The 21,764-nt window shown below is 63.1% G+C and carries 26 protein-coding genes; 17 read left to right on the top strand and 9 right to left on the bottom strand.

Translation table 11 applies throughout. The annotated features are described in order from the left end of the window. Positions 1 to 19: 19 nt before the first annotated feature. Positions 20 to 394, bottom strand: a complete 375-nt coding sequence (locus GJ695_RS24485) for a hypothetical protein (protein WP_154369449.1) — start codon at positions 392 to 394, stop codon at positions 20 to 22. A gap of 74 nt (positions 395 to 468) precedes the next feature. Here GJ695_RS24485 and GJ695_RS24480 point away from each other — a divergent pair, with 74 nt between their 5' ends. Continuing rightward, positions 469 to 1,458, top strand: a complete 990-nt coding sequence (locus GJ695_RS24480; protein ID WP_154369447.1) for a dipeptidase — start codon at positions 469 to 471, stop codon at positions 1,456 to 1,458. Next, the gene (locus GJ695_RS24475) at positions 1,455 to 2,336 is read left to right on the top strand and encodes a hypothetical protein (RefSeq protein WP_154369445.1); all 882 of its coding nucleotides are present in this window, start codon (positions 1,455 to 1,457) and stop codon (positions 2,334 to 2,336) included. Before GJ695_RS24480 ends, GJ695_RS24475 begins: the two co-directional genes overlap by 4 nt. Before the next feature lies 1 nt (position 2,337). On the opposite strand, the gene GJ695_RS24470 is transcribed toward GJ695_RS24475, so the two are convergent. Next, entirely contained in the window at positions 2,338 to 2,955 is a 618-nt protein-coding gene (locus GJ695_RS24470) for a TetR/AcrR family transcriptional regulator (protein WP_154369443.1), read from the bottom strand. A 56-nt stretch (positions 2,956 to 3,011) separates the two neighbouring features. On the opposite strand from GJ695_RS24470, the gene GJ695_RS24465 reads away from it, so the two are divergent. Then, a complete protein-coding gene (locus GJ695_RS24465) occupies positions 3,012 to 3,563 on the top strand; it encodes an isochorismatase family protein (RefSeq protein WP_154369441.1) in 552 nt (183 codons plus the stop codon). Here GJ695_RS24465 and GJ695_RS24460 read toward each other — a convergent pair. From GJ695_RS24460 to GJ695_RS24450, 3 genes are read right to left on the bottom strand one after another with little or no spacing between them, the layout of a single operon-like run. Further along, positions 3,558 to 4,103, bottom strand: coding sequence for a hypothetical protein (locus GJ695_RS24460; RefSeq protein ID WP_154369439.1), 546 nt, complete (start codon positions 4,101 to 4,103; stop codon positions 3,558 to 3,560). The genes GJ695_RS24465 and GJ695_RS24460 overlap by 6 nt on opposite strands. After that, a complete protein-coding gene (locus tag GJ695_RS24455; RefSeq protein ID WP_154369437.1) occupies positions 4,081 to 4,707 on the bottom strand; it encodes a DUF6932 family protein in 627 nt (208 codons plus the stop codon). The genes GJ695_RS24460 and GJ695_RS24455 overlap by 23 nt, the downstream gene beginning before the upstream one ends. Next, positions 4,691 to 5,116 (bottom strand): hypothetical protein, encoded by a 426-nt coding sequence (locus tag GJ695_RS24450; RefSeq protein WP_154369435.1) that lies wholly within the window; start codon positions 5,114 to 5,116, stop codon positions 4,691 to 4,693. Before GJ695_RS24450 ends, GJ695_RS24455 begins: the two co-directional genes overlap by 17 nt. 78 nt (positions 5,117 to 5,194) lie before the next feature. Between GJ695_RS24450 and GJ695_RS24445 the strand changes: the two genes are divergently transcribed. The 3 genes from GJ695_RS24445 to GJ695_RS24435 all read left to right on the top strand — a co-directional run bounded on the left by GJ695_RS24445 (position 5,195) and on the right by GJ695_RS24435 (position 6,511). After that, entirely contained in the window at positions 5,195 to 5,572 is a 378-nt protein-coding gene (locus GJ695_RS24445; protein ID WP_154369433.1) for a MerR family transcriptional regulator, read from the top strand. A gap of 79 nt (positions 5,573 to 5,651) precedes the next feature. Then, positions 5,652 to 6,056: a tautomerase family protein gene (locus tag GJ695_RS24440; protein WP_154369430.1), complete on the top strand. Its 405-nt coding sequence runs from the start codon at positions 5,652 to 5,654 to the stop codon at positions 6,054 to 6,056. Beyond that, entirely contained in the window at positions 6,053 to 6,511 is a 459-nt protein-coding gene (locus GJ695_RS24435) for a MarR family winged helix-turn-helix transcriptional regulator (protein ID WP_229260636.1), read from the top strand. Before GJ695_RS24440 ends, GJ695_RS24435 begins: the two co-directional genes overlap by 4 nt. 16 nt (positions 6,512 to 6,527) lie before the next feature. Here the strand turns inward: GJ695_RS24435 and GJ695_RS24430 are convergent, their stop codons facing one another. Then, entirely contained in the window at positions 6,528 to 7,475 is a 948-nt protein-coding gene (locus tag GJ695_RS24430) for a GlxA family transcriptional regulator (RefSeq protein WP_154369426.1), read from the bottom strand. Positions 7,476 to 7,623: 148 nt separating this feature from the next. Here GJ695_RS24430 and GJ695_RS24425 point away from each other — a divergent pair, with 148 nt between their 5' ends. Further along, positions 7,624 to 8,439 (top strand): SDR family NAD(P)-dependent oxidoreductase, encoded by an 816-nt coding sequence (locus tag GJ695_RS24425; protein ID WP_154369424.1) that lies wholly within the window; start codon positions 7,624 to 7,626, stop codon positions 8,437 to 8,439. A 27-nt stretch (positions 8,440 to 8,466) separates the two neighbouring features. Continuing rightward, positions 8,467 to 9,333 carry a type 1 glutamine amidotransferase domain-containing protein gene (locus tag GJ695_RS24420; RefSeq protein WP_154369422.1) on the top strand — a complete coding sequence of 289 codons (867 nt, stop codon included), beginning with the start codon at positions 8,467 to 8,469 and terminating at the stop codon, positions 9,331 to 9,333. Between the two features lie 11 nt (positions 9,334 to 9,344). On the opposite strand, the gene GJ695_RS24415 is transcribed toward GJ695_RS24420, so the two are convergent. Continuing rightward, complete coding sequence (locus tag GJ695_RS24415) at positions 9,345 to 11,162, bottom strand: DUF4153 domain-containing protein (RefSeq protein WP_154369420.1); 1,818 nt, start codon at positions 11,160 to 11,162, stop codon at positions 9,345 to 9,347. Between the two features lie 86 nt (positions 11,163 to 11,248). Between GJ695_RS24415 and dapC the strand changes: the two genes are divergently transcribed. The 8 genes from dapC to GJ695_RS24375 all read left to right on the top strand — a co-directional run bounded on the left by dapC (position 11,249) and on the right by GJ695_RS24375 (position 20,368). Next, positions 11,249 to 12,454 (top strand): succinyldiaminopimelate transaminase, encoded by a 1,206-nt coding sequence (gene dapC, locus GJ695_RS24410; protein ID WP_154369418.1) that lies wholly within the window; start codon positions 11,249 to 11,251, stop codon positions 12,452 to 12,454. Positions 12,455 to 12,473: 19 nt separating this feature from the next. Continuing rightward, the gene (gene dapD / locus GJ695_RS24405) at positions 12,474 to 13,301 is read left to right on the top strand and encodes a 2,3,4,5-tetrahydropyridine-2,6-dicarboxylate N-succinyltransferase (RefSeq protein ID WP_154369416.1); all 828 of its coding nucleotides are present in this window, start codon (positions 12,474 to 12,476) and stop codon (positions 13,299 to 13,301) included. A 103-nt stretch (positions 13,302 to 13,404) separates the two neighbouring features. After that, a complete protein-coding gene (locus tag GJ695_RS24400; protein ID WP_154369413.1) occupies positions 13,405 to 14,550 on the top strand; it encodes a PilT/PilU family type 4a pilus ATPase in 1,146 nt (381 codons plus the stop codon). A 7-nt stretch (positions 14,551 to 14,557) separates the two neighbouring features. Continuing rightward, on the top strand, positions 14,558 to 15,109 hold the full coding sequence (locus tag GJ695_RS24395) for a glutathione peroxidase (protein ID WP_154369411.1): 552 nt from the start codon (positions 14,558 to 14,560) through the stop codon (positions 15,107 to 15,109). Positions 15,110 to 15,923: 814 nt separating this feature from the next. Then, positions 15,924 to 16,277 (top strand): ArsC family reductase, encoded by a 354-nt coding sequence (locus GJ695_RS24390; RefSeq protein ID WP_092273130.1) that lies wholly within the window; start codon positions 15,924 to 15,926, stop codon positions 16,275 to 16,277. A gap of 1 nt (position 16,278) precedes the next feature. Next, on the top strand, positions 16,279 to 17,412 hold the full coding sequence (gene dapE, locus GJ695_RS24385; RefSeq protein WP_154369409.1) for a succinyl-diaminopimelate desuccinylase: 1,134 nt from the start codon (positions 16,279 to 16,281) through the stop codon (positions 17,410 to 17,412). 46 nt (positions 17,413 to 17,458) lie between these two features. Next, the gene (gene prmB / locus GJ695_RS24380; RefSeq protein WP_154369407.1) at positions 17,459 to 18,349 is read left to right on the top strand and encodes a 50S ribosomal protein L3 N(5)-glutamine methyltransferase; all 891 of its coding nucleotides are present in this window, start codon (positions 17,459 to 17,461) and stop codon (positions 18,347 to 18,349) included. A 12-nt stretch (positions 18,350 to 18,361) separates the two neighbouring features. Further along, positions 18,362 to 20,368 (top strand): ATP-binding cassette domain-containing protein, encoded by a 2,007-nt coding sequence (locus GJ695_RS24375; RefSeq protein ID WP_154369405.1) that lies wholly within the window; start codon positions 18,362 to 18,364, stop codon positions 20,366 to 20,368. A 12-nt stretch (positions 20,369 to 20,380) separates the two neighbouring features. Here the strand turns inward: GJ695_RS24375 and GJ695_RS24370 are convergent, their stop codons facing one another. Beyond that, positions 20,381 to 20,860 carry a chemotaxis protein CheW gene (locus GJ695_RS24370; RefSeq protein WP_154369403.1) on the bottom strand — a complete coding sequence of 160 codons (480 nt, stop codon included), beginning with the start codon at positions 20,858 to 20,860 and terminating at the stop codon, positions 20,381 to 20,383. Positions 20,861 to 20,974: 114 nt separating this feature from the next. On the opposite strand from GJ695_RS24370, the gene arfB reads away from it, so the two are divergent. Continuing rightward, positions 20,975 to 21,370 (top strand): alternative ribosome rescue aminoacyl-tRNA hydrolase ArfB, encoded by a 396-nt coding sequence (gene arfB, locus GJ695_RS24365; protein WP_154369401.1) that lies wholly within the window; start codon positions 20,975 to 20,977, stop codon positions 21,368 to 21,370. On the opposite strand, the gene GJ695_RS24360 is transcribed toward arfB, so the two are convergent. Further along, the coding region (locus GJ695_RS24360) for a sulfite exporter TauE/SafE family protein (RefSeq protein ID WP_154369399.1) at positions 21,367 to 21,764 on the bottom strand (398 nt) is incomplete at its 5' end. The genes arfB and GJ695_RS24360 overlap by 4 nt on opposite strands.

Below are 21,764 nucleotides of genomic sequence, written 5' to 3'. Positions count from 1 at the left end.
GGCGCAAGTATAAAGCATGCTAGTTGCATTTCCCCCGCAGCGCGGCGATGGGGATGAACGGCAGCGCCAGATAACCCATCAAGAAAAACGTCGGCTGGCGTTTCAATCCTTCCGAATGCAGGCAGTCCGGCACCTTGGCTTCGATGAAGGCGGCGGTCATCACGTCCGACTTGGCGGAGCTGAATTCCGGCACGCTTTGCAGCAACGGCGGCGGCGGCACCTCGGCCGCCATGGCGTCCGCGACAGCCTTGCGCACCACGGGATCGGTGCGGCCTTGCAGCGCCTGGACCTGCGCCGCGCTGGCTGCCGCATCCAGGTACGGATCTTTTTTCGCCTCTTGCGCCAGCGCGCCGGCGCACACCACGGCCAACAACATCAAACAGGATAAACGCATAAGAATTTTCCCCGGTGTTGATACACGCGATCCATTATCATGCAAAATAGCCGTTTTGATAAAGAAAAAGCGCCATGATCAATTGGGATGCCCATGCCTGCCTGCCCCAGCACCCGCTGGCCGACTTCACGCCCGTGCGCCGGCTGCATGCCGCCGGCGTCAATTACGTGTCGCTGAATGTGGGCGCTGACATGAACCCGCTGTCGCAAGTGATGTCGGTGATCGCCGGCTACCGCGCCACCATCGCCGCCGATCCGGAGCGCTACGCGCTGGTGTCCAGCGTGGACGACATCATCCAGGCCGCCGCCGACGGCCGCATGGCGATCAGCTTCGACCTCGAAGGCGCCCTGCCGCTGCTGGAACAGCCGGACATGGTGGCCCTGTACGCGCAGCTGGGCGTGCGCCAGATCCATTTCGCCTACAACCGCAACAACAGCGTGGCCGATGGCTGCCACGACGTCGCGCGCGGCCTCACGCCGCTGGGCCAGCGCATGGTGGAAGCGGTCAACGCCAACGGCATCCTGATGGACTGTTCGCACACGGGCCGCCTGTGCAGCCTGGAGATCATGAACGCCTCATCGCAGCCGGTGATCTTCAGCCACGCCAATCCCTACACGCTGGTACAGCACGGCCGCAACATCACCGACGAACAGATACGCGCCTGCGCGGCCACCGGCGGCGTCGTGTGCGTGTCCGGCCTGTCGTTCTTCCTCGGCAGCGAGCAGCCGGACGCCAACGACGTGGCGCGCCACGTGGCCTACCTTGCGGACCTGGTGGGCGTCAAGCACGTCGGCATCGGCCTGGATATCTGCTTCCAGCAGCCCGGCCTCGACGACACGCCGCCGGGCGACTTCGACCCGTCGCACTGGTGGCCCGCGTCCGCCGGCTACAGCGCCGACAAGCCGCCGACCTTCACACCGCCGGAAGTGTGGCGCGAACTGCCGTCCGCACTGCGCCGCGCCGGCATGAACGACATCGAGGCGGAGCTGGTCCTGGGCCGCAACATGATGCGCGTGGCGCAGCAGGTCTGGGGCGCGCCCGAAGCGCTGGCCAAAGCCGCTTGATGCAGCGCTTATGCGCCGGATTGCTGCTTTGCTCCGCATTGCTGGCCAGCGACTACGCGCTGGCGGACGACATCAAGGCCGTTTTCGTCTACACCGGTGGAAAAATGTCGCCAGTGGCGCAAATCACGCAGGATGGCATCGCCAACATCGGCCCGACAGCTGGTGACGCCGATGAAGCCGACCGCTGGTTCGCACCATGGTTCGCGCCGGGCAGCACTTATCATTATCTTGGCCGCGATGCCAACCGGGGCACCGGCACGGCAACCGGGCCGGAAATTGAAGGCTGCTGGTCGTTGACGGCTGGCGTAAAGCTCGACACGCCAACCGCAGTCGATGGCCTGCTGACCAACTACGAACTCCCCGTTTCCGCCAGCCGCGCCGCAATCCGGCCGTCGCCGAGACAGCTCCAGGTGATGCAACGCGTGGCGCGTGGAGTCTTGCGCAGGAATGAGGTGCCTGCTGACGTCATCAGCAAAATGATCACCGCCACAAACAATCCGAGATTCTTCGCGATCACTGCGCATGGCCAAACGCCGCCGCGCCTTATTGCAAGTTATGACTGGGACAGCGTTGGCGATGCAGTGCGCGCCAACCGTCAACCCGCCGCCAATGCGCCGTTCGCCGGTTATTCGTTGACGCTGATACTGGAGGCGGACAAAAGCCACCGCTATCGAGCAAGCCATGCGCTGTTTCATCACGCAGACGCCGAAAGTGGCGTAAGCAGCTATGGCTTTGCAACAGCGGCCGATCTTGATGGGGATGGGCTTGACGAAGTCATTCTGGTCGGCGGCGGCTACGAGTGGTGGTGGTTCGAAGTACTCGGCAAGCGCAACACGACATGGAAGATGCTGGCATCCGGTGGCGGTGGCGGCTGCTGACTCAGGTAAGGTGCAGGCGGCTTTTCAGGTAGGCGGCCAGCGCCAGCTTGAATTCCGCCACCAGCTCGCGGCGCTCCGCCGCGCCGGCTTGCGCGTACAGCGGATTCAGGCTTTTCACGATCTGTAGCGCCACGTTGGCGGTGCGCAGCGCTTCCGCCTCCGCCATCTCCGGCTTTTTCTGCCTCAGCACCGCACCGAACTGCGCCCGCAGGCGCTGGCGCGCGTCGGCGTTGCGCTGGTAGCCCAGCGTGGCGTTCAGCAGCGTGAAATAGGCTGGATGCTCGTCAAAGAAACCGATCATCAAATCGAATACCCGGTCCGCCAGCGCAGCGACGCTCAGGTGGGCGGCATCGGCTGTCAGGCCGCTCCAGCGTTGCGCCATGTCTTCGCCGTACTGCTCGCGCAGGGCGCGGGCCAGCGTCAGCTTGTTGGGGAAGTATTGATACAGCGCGCCGATGGACGAGCCGGAACGCTCGGCGATGGCGGTCATGGTGGCGGCGTCGAAGCCGGATTCGGCGAAGACGGCGGCGGCGGCATCCAGCATGGCGGCCATGCGCTGCTCGCCGCGCAGCTGCTGTGGTTTGCGTCGTTGTTGAGTATATTGAGTATCTGAGGACATCCTCACATTATAGGCTACAATATATGAGGACACCCTCATATTAAGGAGCGCACACCATGGAAACGACAGCATTGGTATTGATTGATCTTCAACACAGCAACGTGGCGCGCACGCTGGCGCCGCATTCCGCGCAGCAGGTGGTGGCAAACAGCGCGCGGCTGGCGGACGCGGTGCGCAGCAAGGGCGGCACCGTGGTGTACGTGCGCGTGCTGGTCAACGAACTGCGGCCGCAGCCGGCGGATGTCTCGGTGAGCCGCGATCCATCCGCCCCGCCGCTGCCGCCGCAGGCATGGGAGATCGTCGAAGCGGCGGGCATGCAGCCGGACGACATCGTCATCGACAAGCGCCAATGGGGCGCCTTCCACGGCACCGCGCTGGACCAGCAGCTGCGCCGGCGCGGCATCCAGACCATCATCCTCGGCGGCATCGCCACCAACTTCGGCGTCGAATCCACGGCCCGCGCGGCGCAGGACCTGGGCTACGCGCTGATGTTCGCGGAAGACGCCATGTCCAGCCTCAAGGCCGAGATGCACCGGTTCTCGGTGCAAAACATCTTTCCCATCCTCGGCCACGTCCTTAGCACGGGCGAACTGTTAGCGACACTATGAAGTGCTAGCCGCCATTCGGTAGTCCAAGGTGAAGTCATGCGCGCCGCAAACGATACGCATGCTCGCCCGCTGCTTCTTGAGCAGGTTCAGAAGATCAAGGATGGATTGATCCAGGCATTCGATCGTGTGAGGGTTCCTTGCCACGCGATCGAGTGCGTCAATCGGTAGCATATAGGCTGCTGACTGCACACCTTCTTCGCCCACCCTCAGCAGAAGGCCAATAGTCCTGCGCCCCAGAACCGTAACAAACAATCTGCCATGCGGGGCCATCAAGGCAGATAGCAGCGCAATCGCTTCCCCGCAAAATTCCGCACTGATACCATAGCGATGGTCTACAGGCGGACCGTCAAAAAACACGCCTATCTCAAGCTGATCTTTGATCAAATTGTCCAGATCCTGCAATTGTCGCTGAAGTCGCTTCTTGCGCTCGGTGAATTGCAAAAATCCGATAGGATCAACGTCCTCGCCGTAATTGGACAGCAAACCCTCGACGGCAGCTAAATCAGCAGCCACGAAGTCACGTTCCAGCTTCCTTAGCATTTTGGGCCCCCTGCAGTCTCTGCTCAATCAGTCGCAGCATGACAGAAGCCGCCGCATCATCAGATTGCAACGGTACTTGTAGCATCCCCTTCCATAGTCCTGTGCCACGCTGATGCGAAAACAATCCAAACCAGTAACAAGTGTTGGCAACAATAGTTTGGGGTGGCGCAGCCAAGTCAACAAAATATGCGTCGCACAAATACTTCCGCTTTGCCTCTCCCGAGCGAAACACCGCAGGATTGTTTTTGAATACGCGCAATTTAGCGACTCTATTGCGTCCGGGGACGGTCGTGAAGATGACGACATCAATATCGTTAGGCGCCCTGCCCGCACCAGTCTCAACATCCTCGACAAAACTGCCGTCCAGCCACATATACCCATCAGTCATACCCAAATCGTTGACCTCCTGCCTGTATGCTAGCAGCCCACGTAAAATCGTTGCGCGCTCTATGGTCGTGGCAAATCGCTGGACAACATCGGACATAAGCACGATGTAAGGCGAAATCAACATCGCGGATATGGGGTCAACTCCAGTAAATGGAGGCAAGACCAAGTAGCTGTTAATTCGCGGAATCATCACCCCATTATTACCAACGCCGGGCATCCATACCTGGAGATTGCGCAAACTGAACCGGTAGCCACTGAAGCACGCCCCACGCCAGCTCGGGCACGATGAACAGCCAAAGCAGCGGCGCGCCGGTGGCGGTCAGTGCCCAGATCATCCAGGTCGTGAACAGCAGTCGCGCGACGCCGTCGTAGCGGCCGTAGTGCGCCTGCGGGTCGCGCAGGCGCAGCGTCGCCCACACCAGCACCACGCTGCCCAGCAGGCAGGCGAACAGCACGTGGAATGGCGTAAAGGCCGGCAGCGCCGCCCCGCCCAGGGCCTGGTTGGTGGCGTCCAGCTGGGCGTGGGCGAAGGCGAAAGTCCAAGGCGTGGCGAATGGCGCGGTGACCAGCAGGTCGTAGATGGCGCTGCCGAGGACTATTTTTCGGTACGTGGCGGATGTCAGCATGTGGTCTCCCTGTCAATGATGGAGCCATGCTAAAGGCTGGAGTACACTCCAGGGTCAAGCGATATTGGGAGACTTCAGATGCAAATCGGCGAAATCGCCAGCGCCACGGGCCTGACCCGCGACACCTTGCGCTTCTACGAGAAGCGCGGCCTGCTGCGTGCGCGCCGCAGCGCCAACGGCTATCGCGACTATCCGCCGGAAGCGGTGGACTGGCTGCGCTACATCAAACTGGCGCAAACACTGGGCTTCACGCTGGCCGAAATCGAAGCCGACCTGCCGTTGCTGGCCGAGCCGGATGCCTCCGCGCCGCAGCTGCGCGCCGCCCTGCAACGCAAGCTGGCCGATATCGACCAGCGCATCGACGGCCTGCACCTGCTGCGCGGCGAACTGGCGCGCCGCCTCGGCGAAGACATGCAGGCCTGCCCGTTAAGCCCGGCCAGCAACGCATCTTCTTGACAGATACTGGCATATGCAATTAAATGCAGGTAGTGGCATATGCACGTATATGCCTTATCGCGAACCAAGGAGATATGCCATGCCCTACTTGCAGTTGGACGTCAACGACAGTTACCCTGTCGACCTCAAAAAGACACTGGCCGGTAAGATGGCCGCCACCTATGCCCGGCTGATGACGGTCGATATCCGCCGCATCAGCATCGCCATCCGCGAGGTGGGCCAGGGCGGCGTCTGGCGCGTGGTGGATGGCGAGCCCGTTCCCGTGTCGGTGCTGATGTGCGATATCCGCAAGGGTCGCACCGCCGAACTGCGCATGGAGGTGGCCAAGGCGCTGTGTGCCGACTGCATCGACATCCTCGGCCTGCGCGAGGAGCGGCTGAACGTCGAGTTCACGCAGCACTCCGGCGACGAGATGTATCATCCAACCCTGGGCGGCTTCAGTCCGGAATGGTCCGAAAACGAAGCGATTGGAGACGGACATTGACCCGGCAAAGCATCAAGGATCCCCTGGTCTGCAACGGCGCCGCGCTGCGCAAGGCCAGCCGCCGCGTGACCCAGCTGTACGACAACCTGCTGGCGCCGTGCGGGCTGACCATCTCCCAGCGCTCGGTGCTGGTCCATGTGCAGCGGGCGGGAACGCCGACCATGTCGGAGCTGGCGCACGCCATGGTGCTGGACCGCTCCGCGCTGGCCCACAATCTGAAACCGCTGGAACGCGATGGCTATCTGGTGCAAACCAGGGATGAGAAGGATGGCCGCAGCCGGCGCGTCGCGCTGACACCGTCGGGCAGCGCCAAACTGGAGGAAGCCAACCTGCTGTGGCGAACAGCGCAGGCGCGCTTTGAAAAGACCTATGGCGCCGACCGCGCGCAAGCGCTGCGGCTTGCGCTGGCCGATATTTTCTCGGACGAATTCGCCGAAGCTTTCCTGCGCGATTAGCCGGCAACGGCCATCCTCACATGGCCAGCGCCTCTCCCGCAGACGCCCGCTGTATCGCCTGCGGCGGTTGCCCGAAGGCGCGCAGAAACGCCTGCCGCATCCGCTCCCGATCATTGAAGCCGGTTTCCCGCGCAATGACTTCGATCGGGTGGCGCGTCGTTTCCATCATCAGCCGCGCCGCCTCCACGCGCAGGCGTTCGATGGCCTTGGCCGGCGACTGCCCGGTCTCCTCGCGAAACACACGGCTGAACTGGCGCGGGCTCAGTCGCGCGACGTCGGCCAGGCTCTCCACCGTCAGCTCGCTGGCGAGATTCTCGCGGACGTGGGCCAGCGCCATCTGCACCCGGTCCGACTTGGCGTCCAGCTCCAGCAGCGCCGAAAACTGCGACTGCCCTCCTCCGCGCCGCTGGTACACCACCAGCTTGCGCGCGACCATGCGCGCGGTGTCCAGCCCAAAATCCTTTTCGACGATGGCCAGCGCCAGATCGACCCCCGCGGTCATGCCGGCCGAGGTCCAGATTTGGCCGTCCACCACGAAGATGCGGTCTTCATCGAGCAGCACGTTGGGATACTGCTTCTTGAACTCCTGGGCATGGAACCAGTGCGTGGTGGCGCGCTTCCCTTCCAGCAGCCCGGCGGCGGCCAGCACCACCGCGCCGGTGCAAATCGCCGCGACGCGCCGACTGCGGCTTGGCGCGTCGCGCAGGTACTCCAGCAGGCTGTCGGGCGGAAGATGGCACTCATTGTCGCCGGCGACGATCAGCGTGTCGTAGCTGGCGTCGCGCAGTCGTTCGGTGTTGACCGAAAAGCTCTGCGATGTCATCACCGGGCCGCCGTGCTCGGACACCAGGCGAAACTGGTAGGCCTTCTCGCCCCGGAACAGATTCGTGTATTCGAAAACGCTCGCCACGGCGAGGCCCAGTGCCTGGAAATTCGGGTAGACCAGGAGTCCGACAGTGTGCATGGCTGCTCCGCGCGTGATCGTCACAATTCCCCGAATATATCATGTCCTGAATCATGGCATCTACGTCATTGAGGACAAATCGCTTCCGGCTCAGAATGGGCACCTATCCCGACATTCCGTCGCGCGACCAACTTGAAAGAGAAACGCTATGAACACCTCGAACTCCCCGAAAGGCACCGCATTGATCACCGGCGCATCCGCCGGCATTGGCGCCATCTATGCCGACCGTCTGGCAAAGCGCGGCTATGACCTGATCCTCACCGGCCGCAACGCCGACCGTCTGGCGACGCTGGCGTCCCACTTGAGCGCGGAGACCGGCCGCGCGGTCAGCACCATCGTCGCGGACCTCAACGACAAGTCGGGACTCGCCAGAATCGAAAGCGTCCTGCGCGAGGACCAGCGCATCACCATGCTGGTGAATAACGCCGGCGTCTGCTCGGTGGCCTCGGTGCTGAGCGCCGACGTCGATGAGATGGAAGCGATGATCTACCTGAACATCACCGCGCTGACACGGCTGACCTATGCCGTCGCGCCGGTGTTCGCCGCCAAAGGCGCCGGCACCATCATCAACATAAGTTCCGCCGTCGCCATCGCCGTGGAGGCGCTGAATGGCGTCTACAGCGCGTCGAAGTCCTATGTGCTCAGCTTCGGCCACACCTTGCAGCGCGACCTCGCCGACAAGGGCGTGCGTGTTCAGACCGTGCTGCCGGCGGCAACCGCCACCGAGTTCTGGGACGTCGCCGGCTATCCGAAACAAAAGGACGCCGCCAGCACGATGACCGCCGCCGATCTGGTGGACGCGGCGCTGGCCGGCCTCGATCAGGGCGAGCTGGTGACCATTCCGACGCTGCACGACGGTGAGCAGTGGAGCCGCTGGGAGGCCGAACGCCGCGCGCTGGCGCCCCAATTCGCCAACGCCAGGCCGGCGCCACGCTACGTCGCCGCGCCGGTCGGCAAAGTCTGAATCCATCAACATTCAAGGAACATCATCATGCGCATCCTCAAAATCAGTGCAGCCGCTCTCGCCATGGCGACGGCTTTCGCCATGCCGCTTTCAGCGTCTGCCCAATCCAAAGCCAAGGTGCTGGTCGTCATGTCCAGCGCCCACGAGCTGCCCCTGCGCGACGGCAAAAGCTACGCGACCGGCTACTACCTCAACGAATTCGTGGTCCCTTACCGCAAGCTGGTGGAAGCCGGCTACGAGCCGGTGATCGCCAATCCGAACGGTGACTTGCCGGTCATGGACGTCAACTCGAACAACAAGATGTTCTTCGGCGGCGACGAGGCGGCGCGCGCCAGCGCGCAGCAGTACGCCCAAGGTCTGGCACAGCTGAAGCATCCCAAGACCCTGGCCGCCATCGCAGCCGAGGGCACGGACGGCTACGTCGGCCTGTTCATCCCCGGCGGCCACGCGCCGATGGCCGACCTGCTGAAGGACCGCAACCTGGGCCGGATACTCGCCAGCTTCCACCAGTCCGGCCGGCCCACCGGCATCATCTGCCACGGCCCTGTCGTACTGCTGTCGGCGCTGCGCGATCCGGACGCCTTCCTTGCCTCGATGGCGGCCAACGACGGCAAGGCCAACGCGCTGGCGGCCGGCTGGTCCTATGCCGGCTACCGCCTGACGGTGTTCTCCACCGGCGAGGAGCAGCAGCTGGAAGGCCCGTCCGGCCTCGGTGGCGATGTGCAGTTCTATCCGGTGAACGCGCTGGCGGAAGCCGGCGCCCACGTCGACAGCGTCGCCAACTGGCATGGCAACGTGGTTGTCGACCGCGAGCTGATCACCGGCCAGCAGCCGATGTCGGCGCCGGAATTCGGCGACGTCCTGGTGCGGCAGCTGAACGCGCGCCATCATTGACCCGCAGCCGGCTATTTGAGCTTGGCGCACTCCACCGTCGGCTCGACGCTTGGCTCGAACGCCACGCGCCGCCCGCCGACGTTCAATTCCTTGTACGGCGGCGCGACCAGGCTGTATTCTCCCTTGCGCAGCTTTTCCAGCAGCGGCGGACAAAGAACGTCGCCATACGCCATGCTGGCGACGCCGGCCCAGTTGCCGTCGCCGCCCTGCGCGAACAGCTGGCCGGCGCGCATGCGGGACTGATCCACCAGCAGCACTTCCGGCTTGCCGTCGCCGTCCGCATCCAGCAGGAAGGCGTCGCACCTGGCGTCCTTGCTGGTCAGGCAGTCGGGCTTTTGATTGTCCTTCAGCGCGTCCCATTTCTGCGCCAGGAAGCTGTCCGGCAGCTGCGCGCCAGCCGGCCACACGGTCATGTTGGCGGCGACGGACACCGGCGCGGTCGACCGCGCCGCCGGATTCCAGCGGTCCTTGTCCTCCAGCGCCAGGAAGCTGGCGGCTTCGCGCTGCAGCAGCGCGGCGTCCGGGCCGGTGCTGCGCTTCAGATCCTCCAGCGCGGCCCGCCCGTATCGACCGCCTTCAAAGCGCAGATAGCGGAAATCGAACCTGGCGGCGGCGGTCTTGCCGCTGGCCAGCCGCGCCATCTGGCTATGCACGCCGATGCGCGCCGGATCGGCGATCGGCGTGAACAAGGCCAGGAGCACCGCCAGCACCAGCCAGGACACGTAGATGTTCACCAGCGCCACCGGTGCCAGCCAGGTATCGTACTGGTAGGCGGCCCACAGATAGCCGGCCGCGTAGCTGAAGGCCACCAGCAGGCAGGCGGCGGCGATCACGCGGTCCGAGGTCCAGCCGTACTGCGCCACCCGCAGCCCCAGCGCGTAGATGCCGACCATGGTCACCGGCAGGATCAGGATGGCGGCGGTGCGCGCGCCCACGCGCAGCGGCAGCGCCACGATGGCTTCGCCGTTCTGGAACGCCGCGTTGATCAGCACCAGCAGCACGGCCGCAGTCGACAGCAGCACCGAGGTGGCATGGCGCGTCTCCCACAACGCCGCCAGGCCGGTGAACGGCAAGCTGCACAGGAAGCCGGTCACCAGCACCACGGCCACCGGCAAGATCCACGACATCAGCACCAGCAGCAAGGTGCGGATGCCGTGCACGATGGCCGGCCGCACGTCCGTCACGTGCATCGCGCAGGACAAGGCGGTGCAGATCACCGGCACGTTGAACCACGCGTTCTCCAGCAGCTCGCGCAGGAATGTCAGCTTCACCAGCATGAACAGGCTGGCGCCCATGAACAGCACCAGGAACAGCGCGCCGACGAAGAAGGCGGAAAACAGCAGTTGTATAGCCAGCTTCCAGGCGATTTCAAAGTAGGCGTTGTAGCTGGCGATGCGCTTGTGCTCCTGCGCGCCGGCCAGCACCAGCGTGTGGGCGATGAAGAAGAACACGCAGCTGAACAGCGCCAGCAGCGTGGACGGCGAGGCGACTTCCCGGTGCGGCAAATTGGGCAGCAGGGGCTGACCGTTCGATCCACGCCACACGTCGTGCAGCGACAGCACCAGCAGCACCGCCAGCGCCGCCAGCAGCCACACGGCGGCCTGCCGTGGCGCCAGGTGGCCGAGGCTGGAGATCAGCAGCACGGGCAGAATCAGCAGCACTGTCAGCAGCGGCACCATCAGGTACGGCGCGGTGGCCGGCCAGGCGCCGTCGCGCGCGGCGGCGTACAGCCAGTACAACAGCAGCCCCTGTATCAGCCCGACGGCCAGCCGCCACGCCATGACCTTGCGGCTGACTTGCGCCTCCAGTGCGATTTCGTTTTGCCCCATTGTCCCGTCCAAGGTTGTGAATCCGAATAGTTTAATAATTTAGCATGGATGACCGGGCATGCGTGGAGGCGCTATAATCAAAGACTATGAATCCACTTCTCGACAAGCTGCATCCCTACCCGTTTGAAAAACTGCGCCTGCTGTTTGAACAGGTCACGCCTGCCCCGCAGTACAAGGCCATCAGCCTGGGCATGGGTGAACCCAAGCATCCTACGCCGTCCTTCATCGAACAGGCGCTGGCCGATAATCTCGGCGGTCTGGCCGTCTATCCGACCACCATCGGCTCGCCCGAGATGCGCAACGCCATCGCCGGCTGGCTGGAACGCCGCTACAACCTGCCCAAGCTGAATCCCGCCACCCAGGTGCTGCCGGTGAACGGCTCGCGCGAGGCGCTGTTCGCGCTGGCGCAGGCGGTGATCGACAAGGACGCCAAGTCGCTGGTGGTCAGTCCTAATCCGTTTTACCAGATTTATGAAGGCGCGGCCTATCTGGCCGGCGCCGAGCCGTACTTCGTCAACTCCGACCCGGCGCGCAACTTCGGCTGCGACTACGACAGCATTCCAGATGACGTGTGGAAGCGCGTGGCGCTGCTGTTCGTCTGCTCGCCCGGCAATCCGACCGGCGCCGTGCTGTCGCTGACCGACTGGGAGAACCTGTTCGCCCTGTCGGAGCGCTACAACTTCATCATCGCCGCCGACGAGTGCTACTCGGAGATTTACCAGGGCGAGCCGCCGCTGGGCGCGATGGAAGCGGCGCACCAGCTGGGCCTCGCCACCATCGACAAGCCATATGCGCGCCTGGTGGTGTTCAGCAGCCTGTCGAAGCGCTCCAACGTGCCGGGCATGCGCTCGGGCTTTGTGGCCGGCGATGCCGACGTGCTGAAAAAATTCCTGTTGTACCGCACCTATCACGGCGGCGCCATGAGCCTCTCCGTGCAAGCTGCGTCGATCGCTGCCTGGAACGACGAAACCCACGTCGAACAGAACCGCGAACAATACCGCGCCAAGTTCAACGCCATCACGCCCTTGCTGAAGGAAGTGCTGGACGTGGAACTGCCGGACGCCGGCTTCTACCTGTGGGCGGACGTCAGCCGCACCGGCCTGTCCGACACCGAATTCGCCCAGCGCCTGTATGCCGAATATAATGTCACCGTGCTGCCGGGTAGCTACCTGGCGCGCGAGGCGCATGGCATCAATCCGGGCCGCAACCGCATCCGCATGGCGCTGGTCGCCGAGACGGCGGAAGGCCTGGAAGCGGCGCAACGCATCGTCCAATTCTGCAAGTCCCTTTAAATATATTAAGAGTCAAATCATGAGCCAACAACTCCAGAACATCATCGACACCGCCTGGGAAGACCGCGCGAACATCAACCCGGCCAACGGTTCCGCCGAACTGCGCGACGCCGTCAACCACGTGCTGGCTGGCCTGGACAACGGCAGCATCCGCGTGGCCGACAAAACCACCGGCGCCTGGGTGGTTCACCAGTGGGTCAAGAAGGCCGTGCTGCTGTCGTTCCGTCTGGAGAACAACGTCGTGCTGCCATCGGATGGCACCATGCAGTTCTACGACAAGGTGCCGACCAAGTTCGCCAACTACAGCGCCGACGATTTCGCCAAGGGCGGCTTCCGCGTGGTGCCGCCAGCTGTGGCGCGCCGCGGTTCGTTCATCGCCAAGAACGTGGTGCTGATGCCTTCCTACGTCAACATCGGCGCCTATGTCGATGAAGGCGCGATGGTCGATACCTGGGCCACCGTCGGTTCGTGCGCGCAGATCGGCAAGAACGTCCACCTGTCGGGCGGCGTGGGCATCGGCGGCGTGCTGGAGCCGATGCAGGCCAATCCGACCATCATCGAAGACAACTGCTTCATCGGCGCGCGTTCGGAAATCGTTGAAGGCGTGATCGTTGAAGAGAACTCGGTGATCTCGATGGGCGTGTACATCGGCCAGTCGACCAAGATCTACGACCGCGCCACCGGCGAAGTGACCTATGGCCGCGTGCCATCGGGTTCGGTGGTGGTATCGGGTTCGCTGCCATCGGATGACGGCAAGTACTCGCTGTACTGCGCGGTGATCGTCAAGCGCGTCGATGCGCAGACCCGCTCCAAGACCAGCATCAACGAACTGCTGCGCGGCGTTTAGCCCTGCGACTTATCCGCAGCTAACGGCTAACGCATAGGCAGGGGGTCTGACCCCGTGGGTCAGACCCCGGCAGCAAGGTTCTGGGGTAATAGAGGAGACCACCATGGCAATGGACCGCCTGTTCCAGTTGATGAAGGAAAAGAACGCGTCAGACATGTTCTTCGCGGTGAACTCTCCGGTTCACATCAAGATCAACGGGAACCTCATCCCGATCAACCAGCAAAAGCTGGAGCCGGAAAACATCCATTCCCTGCTGGCGGAAATCGCCACGCCGGAGCAGATGGATGAACTGGCAAGCACCAACGAATTGAACATGGGCGTGTCGGTGCCCAACCTGGGCCGCTTCCGCCTGTCCGCCTTCAAGCAGCGCGGCTCGATCTCCGCCGTGTTCCGCTTTGTGCCGGCCAACATCCCGGTGCTGGCCGACCTGCAGCTGCCGCCGATACTGTCGGAGCTGATCATGGAAAAGCGCGGCTTGCTGCTGCTGGTGGGTTCCACCGGCTCCGGTAAATCGACCACCATCGCCTCGATGCTCGATCACCGCAACGAACTGCGCTCCGGCCATATCCTGACGCTGGAAGATCCGATCGAGTACCTGTTCCGCAACAAGAAATCCATCGTCAACCAGCGCGAGATCGGCAGCGACGCCAGGGACTTTGCCACCGCGCTGCGCAACTCCATGCGCCAGGCGCCGGACTGCATCCTGATCGGCGAGATCCGCGACAAGGAGACCATGGCGGCGGCATTGGCCTACGCGCAGTCTGGCCACCTGGTGCTGGCCACGCTGCATGCGAATAACAGCTACAACGCCTTGAACCGCATCATCAGCTTCTACCCGATGGAGAATCGCGCGGCGCTGCTGCAGGATCTGTCGACCACCGTCAAGGCCATCGTTTCGCAGCGGCTGGTCCGCTCGGCCAACGGCGGCACGCGCTCGGCGGCGGTGGAAGTGATGGTCAACACCCGCTATATCTCCGACCTGATCGAAAAAGGCGAAATCGGCCAGATCAAGGAGGCGATGGAAAAGAGCATGTCGCCCGGCTCGCAATCGTTCGAGCAGGCCCTGCTCAAGCTGGTGCAGGATGGCCAGATCAGCCAGGACGAAGCGCTGGCCAACGCCGATTCCGCCACCAACCTGCTGTGGCTATTGAATAATGGCCCGGACAGCAAAACCGCGCAGGCGGCCGAGCCGGAAGCCAAGCCGCCAGCCAGCGAAGCGTCCTTCACCGAATTCACCCTGAATACCTGAGGTCCATATGAGCCAAGCTGTCTACGACATTCCAGTGCGCCGCATCGACGGCGAAGAAACCAGCATCGGCGCCTATCGCGGCAAGGTGGTGCTGGTGGTGAACGTGGCATCCGCCTGCGGCCTGACGCCGCAGTACGAAGGCCTGGAAAAGCTGTACGAGGAAAAGCAGGCCGAGGGCCTGGTGGTGGCGGGCTTCCCGGCCAATGAATTCGGCGCGCAGGAGCCGGGCACCAACGAAGAAATCGCCGCCTTCTGCACCAGCAAATTCAGCGTCAAGTTCCCGATGTTTGAGAAGATCGTCGTCAAGGGTCCGGGCCAGCATCCGCTGTACCAGCGCCTGATCGAAGAACAGCCGCAGGCGCAGGAAAAGCCAGGCAGCGACTTCCGCGCCAAGCTGGCCGGCTACGGCATCAAGCAGGACAATCCGACCGACGTGCTGTGGAATTTCGAAAAATTCCTGATCAGTAAAGAAGGCAAAGTCGTCGGCCGCTTCGCACCCGACACCACCACCGACGACGCCCTGCTGAAAGAAGCGATCGAACGCGAACTGCGCGCCTGATGGACGCGGCGCAGGGTTGGGTATTCCTCGCCGCAATTTGGTCTAATTCGATCTAATCCAGGCCGCAGCGCTCTAAGACGCTCTAAAAATGAGGGAGCGCAGTCTAAAACACTCCATAAAATCGGGATAAAAATCTAAAACGGTCGATTTTTACGCCCCTAAAGTCTAAAACGCTCCAGAATCTCGTTCTGCAGCCTAACTTTTAGACTCATTCAGATGCCGCTCTTCAAAGCGCCTGCGGTAATCGTCGGCGCGTGTCCAGTAATCTTGGCCGGGAAATCGCAGCCAGATACAGCGCCAGGCGTTGCGCCCTTTGGCGTAACGGTTCGCCATAAGAGAAGGCGTCAATGACTCGCCCTCCTCGGAACGGATATGGTCACCAACCACTTTGGCAAATTCAACAGTCTGATGGTGTTACGTCCGCAGACTGGTGCCATCGGGAAGAAAGACACTCTTCCACTGAAAACCCCGCATCGACGGGGAAGATGTACAGCAGCTTTAAGTACATATGCCATGATAAGTCCTCCGCAATCGGTCTAAAAGTTAGATTGCGGCACCGGAATATCGTTCGTTTTAGACTTTGCGCCTCAAAAAATAGACCGAATTAGATTTTTGGCCAGATTTCATGGACAGTTTTAGACTGTCGACTGCCAATTTAAGACCTGATTAGATTCTCGTAGTCTTAATTAGACCGATTTAGAACAAGTTTCGGGAAAGAACACCCAGCACCCTCCGCGTAGCTGGCTATGCTGGCCGACTATCAGTCCGGCTACCGGGCGTGGTATCCTACCGGGTCCAACTTTCCCGACCTATCATGACCATTACCGTCTACGGCATCCCGAACTGCGATACCGTCAAAAAAGCGCGTACCTGGCTGGCTGACCAGCAGCAGGATTTTGTCTTCCACGATTTCAAAAAGCAGGGCCTGACGCGCGAGATCGTCGCCGGCTGGCTGAAACACCTGTCGCGCGATGTGCTGGTGAACCGCAAGGGCACCACCTGGCGCGCGCTGTCCGATGAGCGCAAGGCGTCCATCGTCGACGACGAAGCGGCCATCGCCCTGATGCTGGAAAACCCGTCCGTGATCAAGCGCCCGGTGCTCGACAAGAACGGCGCCTTCTCCGTCGGCTTCTCCGACGCGCAGTACCAACAAATTTTCAATGGCTGATATGACTCCTTCCAAGACCCTGGCGCTGACCGAAAAGCTGATCTCCCTGTCCTCCGTCACGCCGGACGACAAGGGCTGCCAGCAGCACTTGATCGACCTGCTGACCCCACTGGGCTTCGTCTGCGAAACCATCATCTCGAACGGCGTCACCAACCTGTGGGCGCGCCGTGGCACGACCTCGCCGGTGATGGTGTTCGCCGGCCACACCGACGTGGTGCCGACCGGCCCGGTCGAACAATGGCGCTCGCAACCCTTCACGCCGACCCACCGCGACGGCAAGCTGTACGGCCGCGGCGCCGCCGACATGAAAACCTCGATTGCCGCCTTCGTCGTCGCCTGCGAGGAGTTCATCGCCAGGCACGCCGACCACAAAGGCTCGATCGCCTTCCTGATCACCAGCGATGAAGAAGGCCCGGCCACCGACGGCACCGTCATCGTCTGCAATCTGCTGAAGGAACGCGGCGAAACCATCGACTACTGCATCGTCGGCGAGCCGACCTCGGACGAAACGCTGGGCGACATGATCAAGAACGGCCGCCGTGGCTCGCTGTCCGGCAAGCTGACGATCAAGGGCGTGCAAGGCCACATCGCCTATCCGCAGTTGGCCAAGAACCCGATCCACCTGGCCGCGCCGGCGCTGGCCGAGCTGGTGGCCGAGGTCTGGGACCACGGCAACGAGTACTACCTGCCGACCTCCTGGCAGATGTCGAACATTAACGCCGGCACCGGCGCCAACAACGTCATCCCCGGCGAAATGGTCATCGACTTCAACTTCCGCTTCTCGACCGCCAGCACGCACGAAGAGCTGAAACGCCGCGTGCACGCCATCCTGGACAAGCACCATCTGCATTACGACCTGAAATGGGCGCTGAGCGGCCTGCCGTTCCTGACCCCGCGCGGCACCTTGAGCGACGCGCTGTCGGCGGCGATCAAGTCGGAAACCGGCGTCGAGACCGAATTGTCGACCACAGGCGGCACCTCGGACGGCCGCTTTATCGCTCAGATCTGCCCTCAGGTGATAGAATTCGGTCCTCCCAACGCAAGTATCCACAAGATCGATGAGCATATCGAGCTGCGATTTGTCGATCCGCTGAAGAATATCTATCGCCGCACGCTGGAAAACCTGCTGACGTAAACAGTAGCGCGGCGTGGGCTCCGATGACCGTTTTACCGAGATAGCCATGAACACGACTCTTTTCACCACGCCGCGCGACCTGCTGCGCTACGCCGTCACCCGCTTCAACACCGCCAAGCTGTTCTTCGGCCACGGCAGCGCCGAAGCGTATGACGAAGCAGCCTACCTGATCCTGCACACGCTCAAGCTGCCGCTGGATCTGCTCGATCCGTTCCTGGATGCGAAGCTGCTGCCGGAAGAAGTGGCCGCCGTGCTGGCCGTGATCGACCGCCGCACCAACGACCGCGTGCCGGCTGCCTACATCACCAACGAAGCCTTCCTCGGCAGCTACAAGTTCTACGTCGACGAGCGCACCATCGTGCCGCGGTCCTTCATCGCCGAGCTGATACCCGAGTACTTCGCGCCGTGGGTCAACGAGCCGGAAAACGTCTCCAACATCCTGGAACTGTGCACGGGCTCCGGCTGCCTGGCGATCATGATGGCCGACGCCTTCCCCGACGCCACTGTCGACGCGGTCGACATCTCGGCCGACGCGCTGGAAGTCGCCAAGCGCAACGTCGCCACCTACGCGCTGGAAGAACGCCTGACGCTGATCGAATCCGACCTGTACGCCAACGTCCCGGCGGGCAAAAAGTATGACCTGATCATCACCAATCCGCCCTACGTCAACTCCGGCTCGATGAGCAAGCTGCCGATGGAATACCGCGCCGAGCCTGAACTGGCGCTGGACGGCGGCAAGGATGGTATGGACATCGTGCGCCGCATCGTGGCCGGCGCCGCCGAACGCCTGACCGACGACGGCCTGCTGATCGTCGAAATCGGCAATGAAAAAGAATTTGCCGAAGCCGCCTTTGGTGAACTGGGCCTGACCTGGCTCACCACCAGCAACGGCGACGATATGGTCTTCCTGCTGACCGCCGACCAGCTGAAACTCTAAAAAGAATACGCAATGATCCGTTTTAACCAAGTAAGCCTGATGCGCGGCGTGAAGCCGCTGCTGGAACAAGTCGACGTTACCCTCAACCCCGGCGACAAGATCGGTCTGATCGGCGCCAATGGCGCCGGTAAATCCAGCCTGTTCGCGATGATGCGCGGCGAGCTGCACCCGGACCAGGGCGACATCGACTTCCCGGCCAAATGGCGCGTCGCTTACGTGGCGCAGGAAACCCCGCCGCTGGACCGCGCGGCGCTGGACTACGCCATCGACGGCGACGTCAACCTGCGCAAGCTGGAAGCCGAACTGGCGCGCCTGGAGTCCGAGCCGGAATCGACCGAGAACGGCATCGCCATCGGTGAAGTCTACAGCGCGCTGGCCGACGCCGACGCCTACACGGTGCAGTCGCGCGGCGAACAGCTGCTGCTGGGCCTGGGCTTCTCGCTGGACCAGATGCAGCAGCCGGTGGCCAGTTTCTCCGGCGGCTGGCGCATGCGTTTGAACCTGGCGCAGGCGCTGATGTGCCCTTCCGACCTGCTGCTGCTGGACGAACCGACCAATCACCTGGATCTGGACGCCATCATCTGGCTGGAAGACTGGCTGAAACGCTACGCCGGCACGCTGCTGATCATCTCCCACGATCGCGACTTCCTCGACGAAATCGTCAACGTCGTCGTCCACATCGACGAGCGCAAGCTGAAACGCTACTCGGGCAACTACTCGGCTTTCGAACGTCAGCGCGCGGCGCAGATGATCCTGGCCGCCGGCGCGCTGGAAAAGCAGCAGCGCAAGCGCGCCCACCTGGAATCGTTCGTCAACCGCTTCAAGGCGCAGGCCTCCAAGGCGCGCCAGGCGCAGAGCCGCATGAAGGCGCTGGCCAAGATGGAAGAACTGGCGCCGCTGCGCGCCGCCGCCGAATTCTCGTTCGAATTCCGCGAGCCGCTGAACGCGCCCAATCCGCTGCTGGTGATGGAAGACGTCGACGCCGGCTACAAGATCGAAGACGAGAAGACCGGCGACATCACCCACAAGACCATCGTCAACAACATCAACTTCTCGCTGCAGATCGGTCAGCGTATCGGCCTGCTGGGCGTGAACGGCGCCGGCAAATCGACGCTGATCAAGACCATCGCCGGCGAGATCGCGCCGCTGACCGGCGAATCGACCACCGGCAAGGGCCTGAACATCGGCTACTTCGCCCAGCACCAGGTGGAGATGCTGCGCCACGACGAATCGCCGCTGTGGCACCTGGCGAAGATCGCGCCGACCACGCGCGAGCAGGAACTGCGCAACTTCCTGGGTGGCTTCAACTTCCCCGGCACCATGGTCACCAGCTCGATCGCGCCGTTCTCCGGCGGCGAAAAGGCGCGCCTGGCCCTGGCGCTGATCGTCTGGCAGCGCCCCAACCTGCTGCTGCTCGATGAACCGACCAATCACCTGGACCTGGAAACGCGCGAGGCGCTGACCGAGGCGCTGGCGCAGTTCGAAGGCACGCTGGTGGTGGTGTCCCACGATCGCCACCTGCTGCGCGCCACCACCGACCAGTTCATCATCGTCGCCGACGGCAAGCTGCAACCGTTCGACGGCGACCTGGATGACTACAAGGACTGGCTGTTCCAGACCAAGCTGGGCAAAGGCACCGACGTGCTGCCGGCGGCCGGCAAGGACAACAAGACCGACTTCCCGGTGCAGTCGCCGGTGGCGCCGGCCAAGGCCGATCCGGCCGCGGTGGCCGCCAACAGCAAGGAACAGAAGCGCAAGGAGGCCGAAGAGCGCCAGCGCCTGTCCGCGCTGCGCAAGCCGCTGGAACAGAAGATCAAGCGCCTGGACGAGCAGATCGCCAAGCGCAGCGCGCAGAAGGCCGAGATTGACGCCAAGCTGGGCGAGGAATCGATCTACGAAGCCGCCAACAAGGCCAAGCTGAAACAGGCGCTGGCCGACCAGTCGTTCTTCACCAAGGACCTGGGCGAGCTGGAAGCGCAGTGGCTGGAACTGCAGGAGCAGATGGAAGCGCTGGGCTGAACCAGCGGCGGCCTACGCCGCCTGGCGGGCGCCGAACTGCACTTTGCGGATGGACATCAGCTTGTCGATGTCCACCACGATCAGGCGGCGCCCGTCCACCTCGCTGATGCCGATCAGGTAATCCACCGCCGCCGCGCCGGCGATCGGCTCGATCTGCTCCAGCTTCAGCGGCACGATGTCGGTCACGCCATCGACCACCATCCCCATCACGCAGCTCGACAACTTGAGGATGATCACATCCGTCAGCGGGTCGTGCTGCGGCGGGCGCGGACCGAAGGCGATGCGCATGTCGACGATCGGCATGATCACGCCGCGCGACACCACCACGCCGCTGATGATCTCCCCATCGTCCGACGAAAAGCGCTCCAGCGCCTGCAACGGCCGCAGCTCCTGCACCTTGTTGAAATCCAGCGCGTAATCGAGTCCGCCGAGCCGGAATACCAGATACTGCTGCGCCGTACCGGCGCTGGCCTGCGTTGTCGAGGAAGACATGATGATCCTTTCGTTCGGAGAACAGCAAGTGCCATCCTAACCGCGCGCGCCGCGGCGGGCGTTGACGGGCATCAACCTTGACCGGTGCGCGGGCGTGTTTGCTACAATCGAAGCATGAACATCATCAATCCCGACGAAGTGGAATTCACCGCCATCCGCGCCCAGGGGCCGGGCGGCCAGAACGTGAACAAGGTCTCGAACGCCGTGCACGTGCGCTTCGACGTCGCCGCCTCGTCGCTGCCCGCCCACATCAAGGAACGCCTGCTGGCCCTGCGCGACAGCCGCATCACGCGCGAAGGCGTGGTGGTGATGAAGGCGCAGCAGTCGCGCAGCCTGGGCGCCAACAAGCAGGACGCGCTGCGCCGCTTGCAGGAGATGGTCGACAGCATCGCCGTGCTGCCCGCCGTGCGCCGCGCCACCAAGCCCACGCTCGGCTCGCAACGCCGCCGCCTCGAAGGCAAGGCCAAGGACGGCGAGCGCAAACAGATGCGCGGCAAAGTCAATTTCTAGAGCCGTATCAACTGGTGCGCGCCCAGCGCCAGCAAAGCGATGAAGAAGCAGCGGCGGAACAGCGCCGGCTGCATGCGGCCGCGCAGCCACTGGCCAAGCTGCATGCCGGCCATGGCCGGGATCAGCGCCAGCAGCGAGCCACCGGCGGCCGCCGCGTGCCACTCGCCGCGCACCGTCAGCATCACGGCCAGCGCCAGCGTGGAGACGGTGAAAGCCATGCCCAGCGCCTGTATCAGATCGTCCTTGTCCAGGTTCAGCGCTTGCAGATAGGGAGCGACCGGCATCACGAACACGCCGGTCACGCCGGCCATGACGCCGGTGGCGGCGCCGGCCAGCGGCCCGGCCCAACGCTCGGCCCGCGGCGCCACCCGCATGCGCCAGCCGGTCAGCCCCA

The sequence above is a fragment of the Duganella alba genome (assembly GCF_009674495.1).
Lineage (GTDB): Bacteria > Pseudomonadota > Gammaproteobacteria > Burkholderiales > Burkholderiaceae_D > Rugamonas > Rugamonas alba.
Note: the sequence above shows the minus strand (reverse complement) of the source record. Positions and strands in the feature narration are given on the sequence as shown.

What these genes read in the sequence shown, in the direction of transcription:
- GJ695_RS24485 (WP_154369449.1), bottom strand. Translation starts at nt 394, where the DNA reads ATGCGTTTATCCTGTTTGATGTTGTTGGCCGTGGTGTGCGCCGGCGCG.
- GJ695_RS24480 (WP_154369447.1), top strand. Translation starts at nt 469, where the DNA reads ATGATCAATTGGGATGCCCATGCCTGCCTGCCCCAGCACCCGCTGGCC.
- GJ695_RS24470 (WP_154369443.1), bottom strand. Translation starts at nt 2,955, where the DNA reads ATGTCCTCAGATACTCAATATACTCAACAACGACGCAAACCACAGCAG.
- GJ695_RS24465 (WP_154369441.1), top strand. Translation starts at nt 3,012, where the DNA reads ATGGAAACGACAGCATTGGTATTGATTGATCTTCAACACAGCAACGTG.
- GJ695_RS24460 (WP_154369439.1), bottom strand. Translation starts at nt 4,103, where the DNA reads ATGCTAAGGAAGCTGGAACGTGACTTCGTGGCTGCTGATTTAGCTGCC.
- GJ695_RS24455 (WP_154369437.1), bottom strand. Translation starts at nt 4,707, where the DNA reads ATGCCCGGCGTTGGTAATAATGGGGTGATGATTCCGCGAATTAACAGC.
- GJ695_RS24450 (WP_154369435.1), bottom strand. Translation starts at nt 5,116, where the DNA reads ATGCTGACATCCGCCACGTACCGAAAAATAGTCCTCGGCAGCGCCATC.
- GJ695_RS24445 (WP_154369433.1), top strand. Translation starts at nt 5,195, where the DNA reads ATGCAAATCGGCGAAATCGCCAGCGCCACGGGCCTGACCCGCGACACC.
- GJ695_RS24440 (WP_154369430.1), top strand. Translation starts at nt 5,652, where the DNA reads ATGCCCTACTTGCAGTTGGACGTCAACGACAGTTACCCTGTCGACCTC.
- GJ695_RS24430 (WP_154369426.1), bottom strand. Translation starts at nt 7,475, where the DNA reads ATGCACACTGTCGGACTCCTGGTCTACCCGAATTTCCAGGCACTGGGC.
- GJ695_RS24425 (WP_154369424.1), top strand. Translation starts at nt 7,624, where the DNA reads ATGAACACCTCGAACTCCCCGAAAGGCACCGCATTGATCACCGGCGCA.
- GJ695_RS24420 (WP_154369422.1), top strand. Translation starts at nt 8,467, where the DNA reads ATGCGCATCCTCAAAATCAGTGCAGCCGCTCTCGCCATGGCGACGGCT.
- GJ695_RS24415 (WP_154369420.1), bottom strand. Translation starts at nt 11,162, where the DNA reads ATGGGGCAAAACGAAATCGCACTGGAGGCGCAAGTCAGCCGCAAGGTC.
- dapC (WP_154369418.1), top strand. Translation starts at nt 11,249, where the DNA reads ATGAATCCACTTCTCGACAAGCTGCATCCCTACCCGTTTGAAAAACTG.
- dapD (WP_154369416.1), top strand. Translation starts at nt 12,474, where the DNA reads ATGAGCCAACAACTCCAGAACATCATCGACACCGCCTGGGAAGACCGC.
- GJ695_RS24400 (WP_154369413.1), top strand. Translation starts at nt 13,405, where the DNA reads ATGGCAATGGACCGCCTGTTCCAGTTGATGAAGGAAAAGAACGCGTCA.
- GJ695_RS24395 (WP_154369411.1), top strand. Translation starts at nt 14,558, where the DNA reads ATGAGCCAAGCTGTCTACGACATTCCAGTGCGCCGCATCGACGGCGAA.
- GJ695_RS24390 (WP_092273130.1), top strand. Translation starts at nt 15,924, where the DNA reads ATGACCATTACCGTCTACGGCATCCCGAACTGCGATACCGTCAAAAAA.
- dapE (WP_154369409.1), top strand. Translation starts at nt 16,279, where the DNA reads ATGACTCCTTCCAAGACCCTGGCGCTGACCGAAAAGCTGATCTCCCTG.
- prmB (WP_154369407.1), top strand. Translation starts at nt 17,459, where the DNA reads ATGAACACGACTCTTTTCACCACGCCGCGCGACCTGCTGCGCTACGCC.
- GJ695_RS24375 (WP_154369405.1), top strand. Translation starts at nt 18,362, where the DNA reads ATGATCCGTTTTAACCAAGTAAGCCTGATGCGCGGCGTGAAGCCGCTG.
- GJ695_RS24370 (WP_154369403.1), bottom strand. Translation starts at nt 20,860, where the DNA reads ATGTCTTCCTCGACAACGCAGGCCAGCGCCGGTACGGCGCAGCAGTAT.
- arfB (WP_154369401.1), top strand. Translation starts at nt 20,975, where the DNA reads ATGAACATCATCAATCCCGACGAAGTGGAATTCACCGCCATCCGCGCC.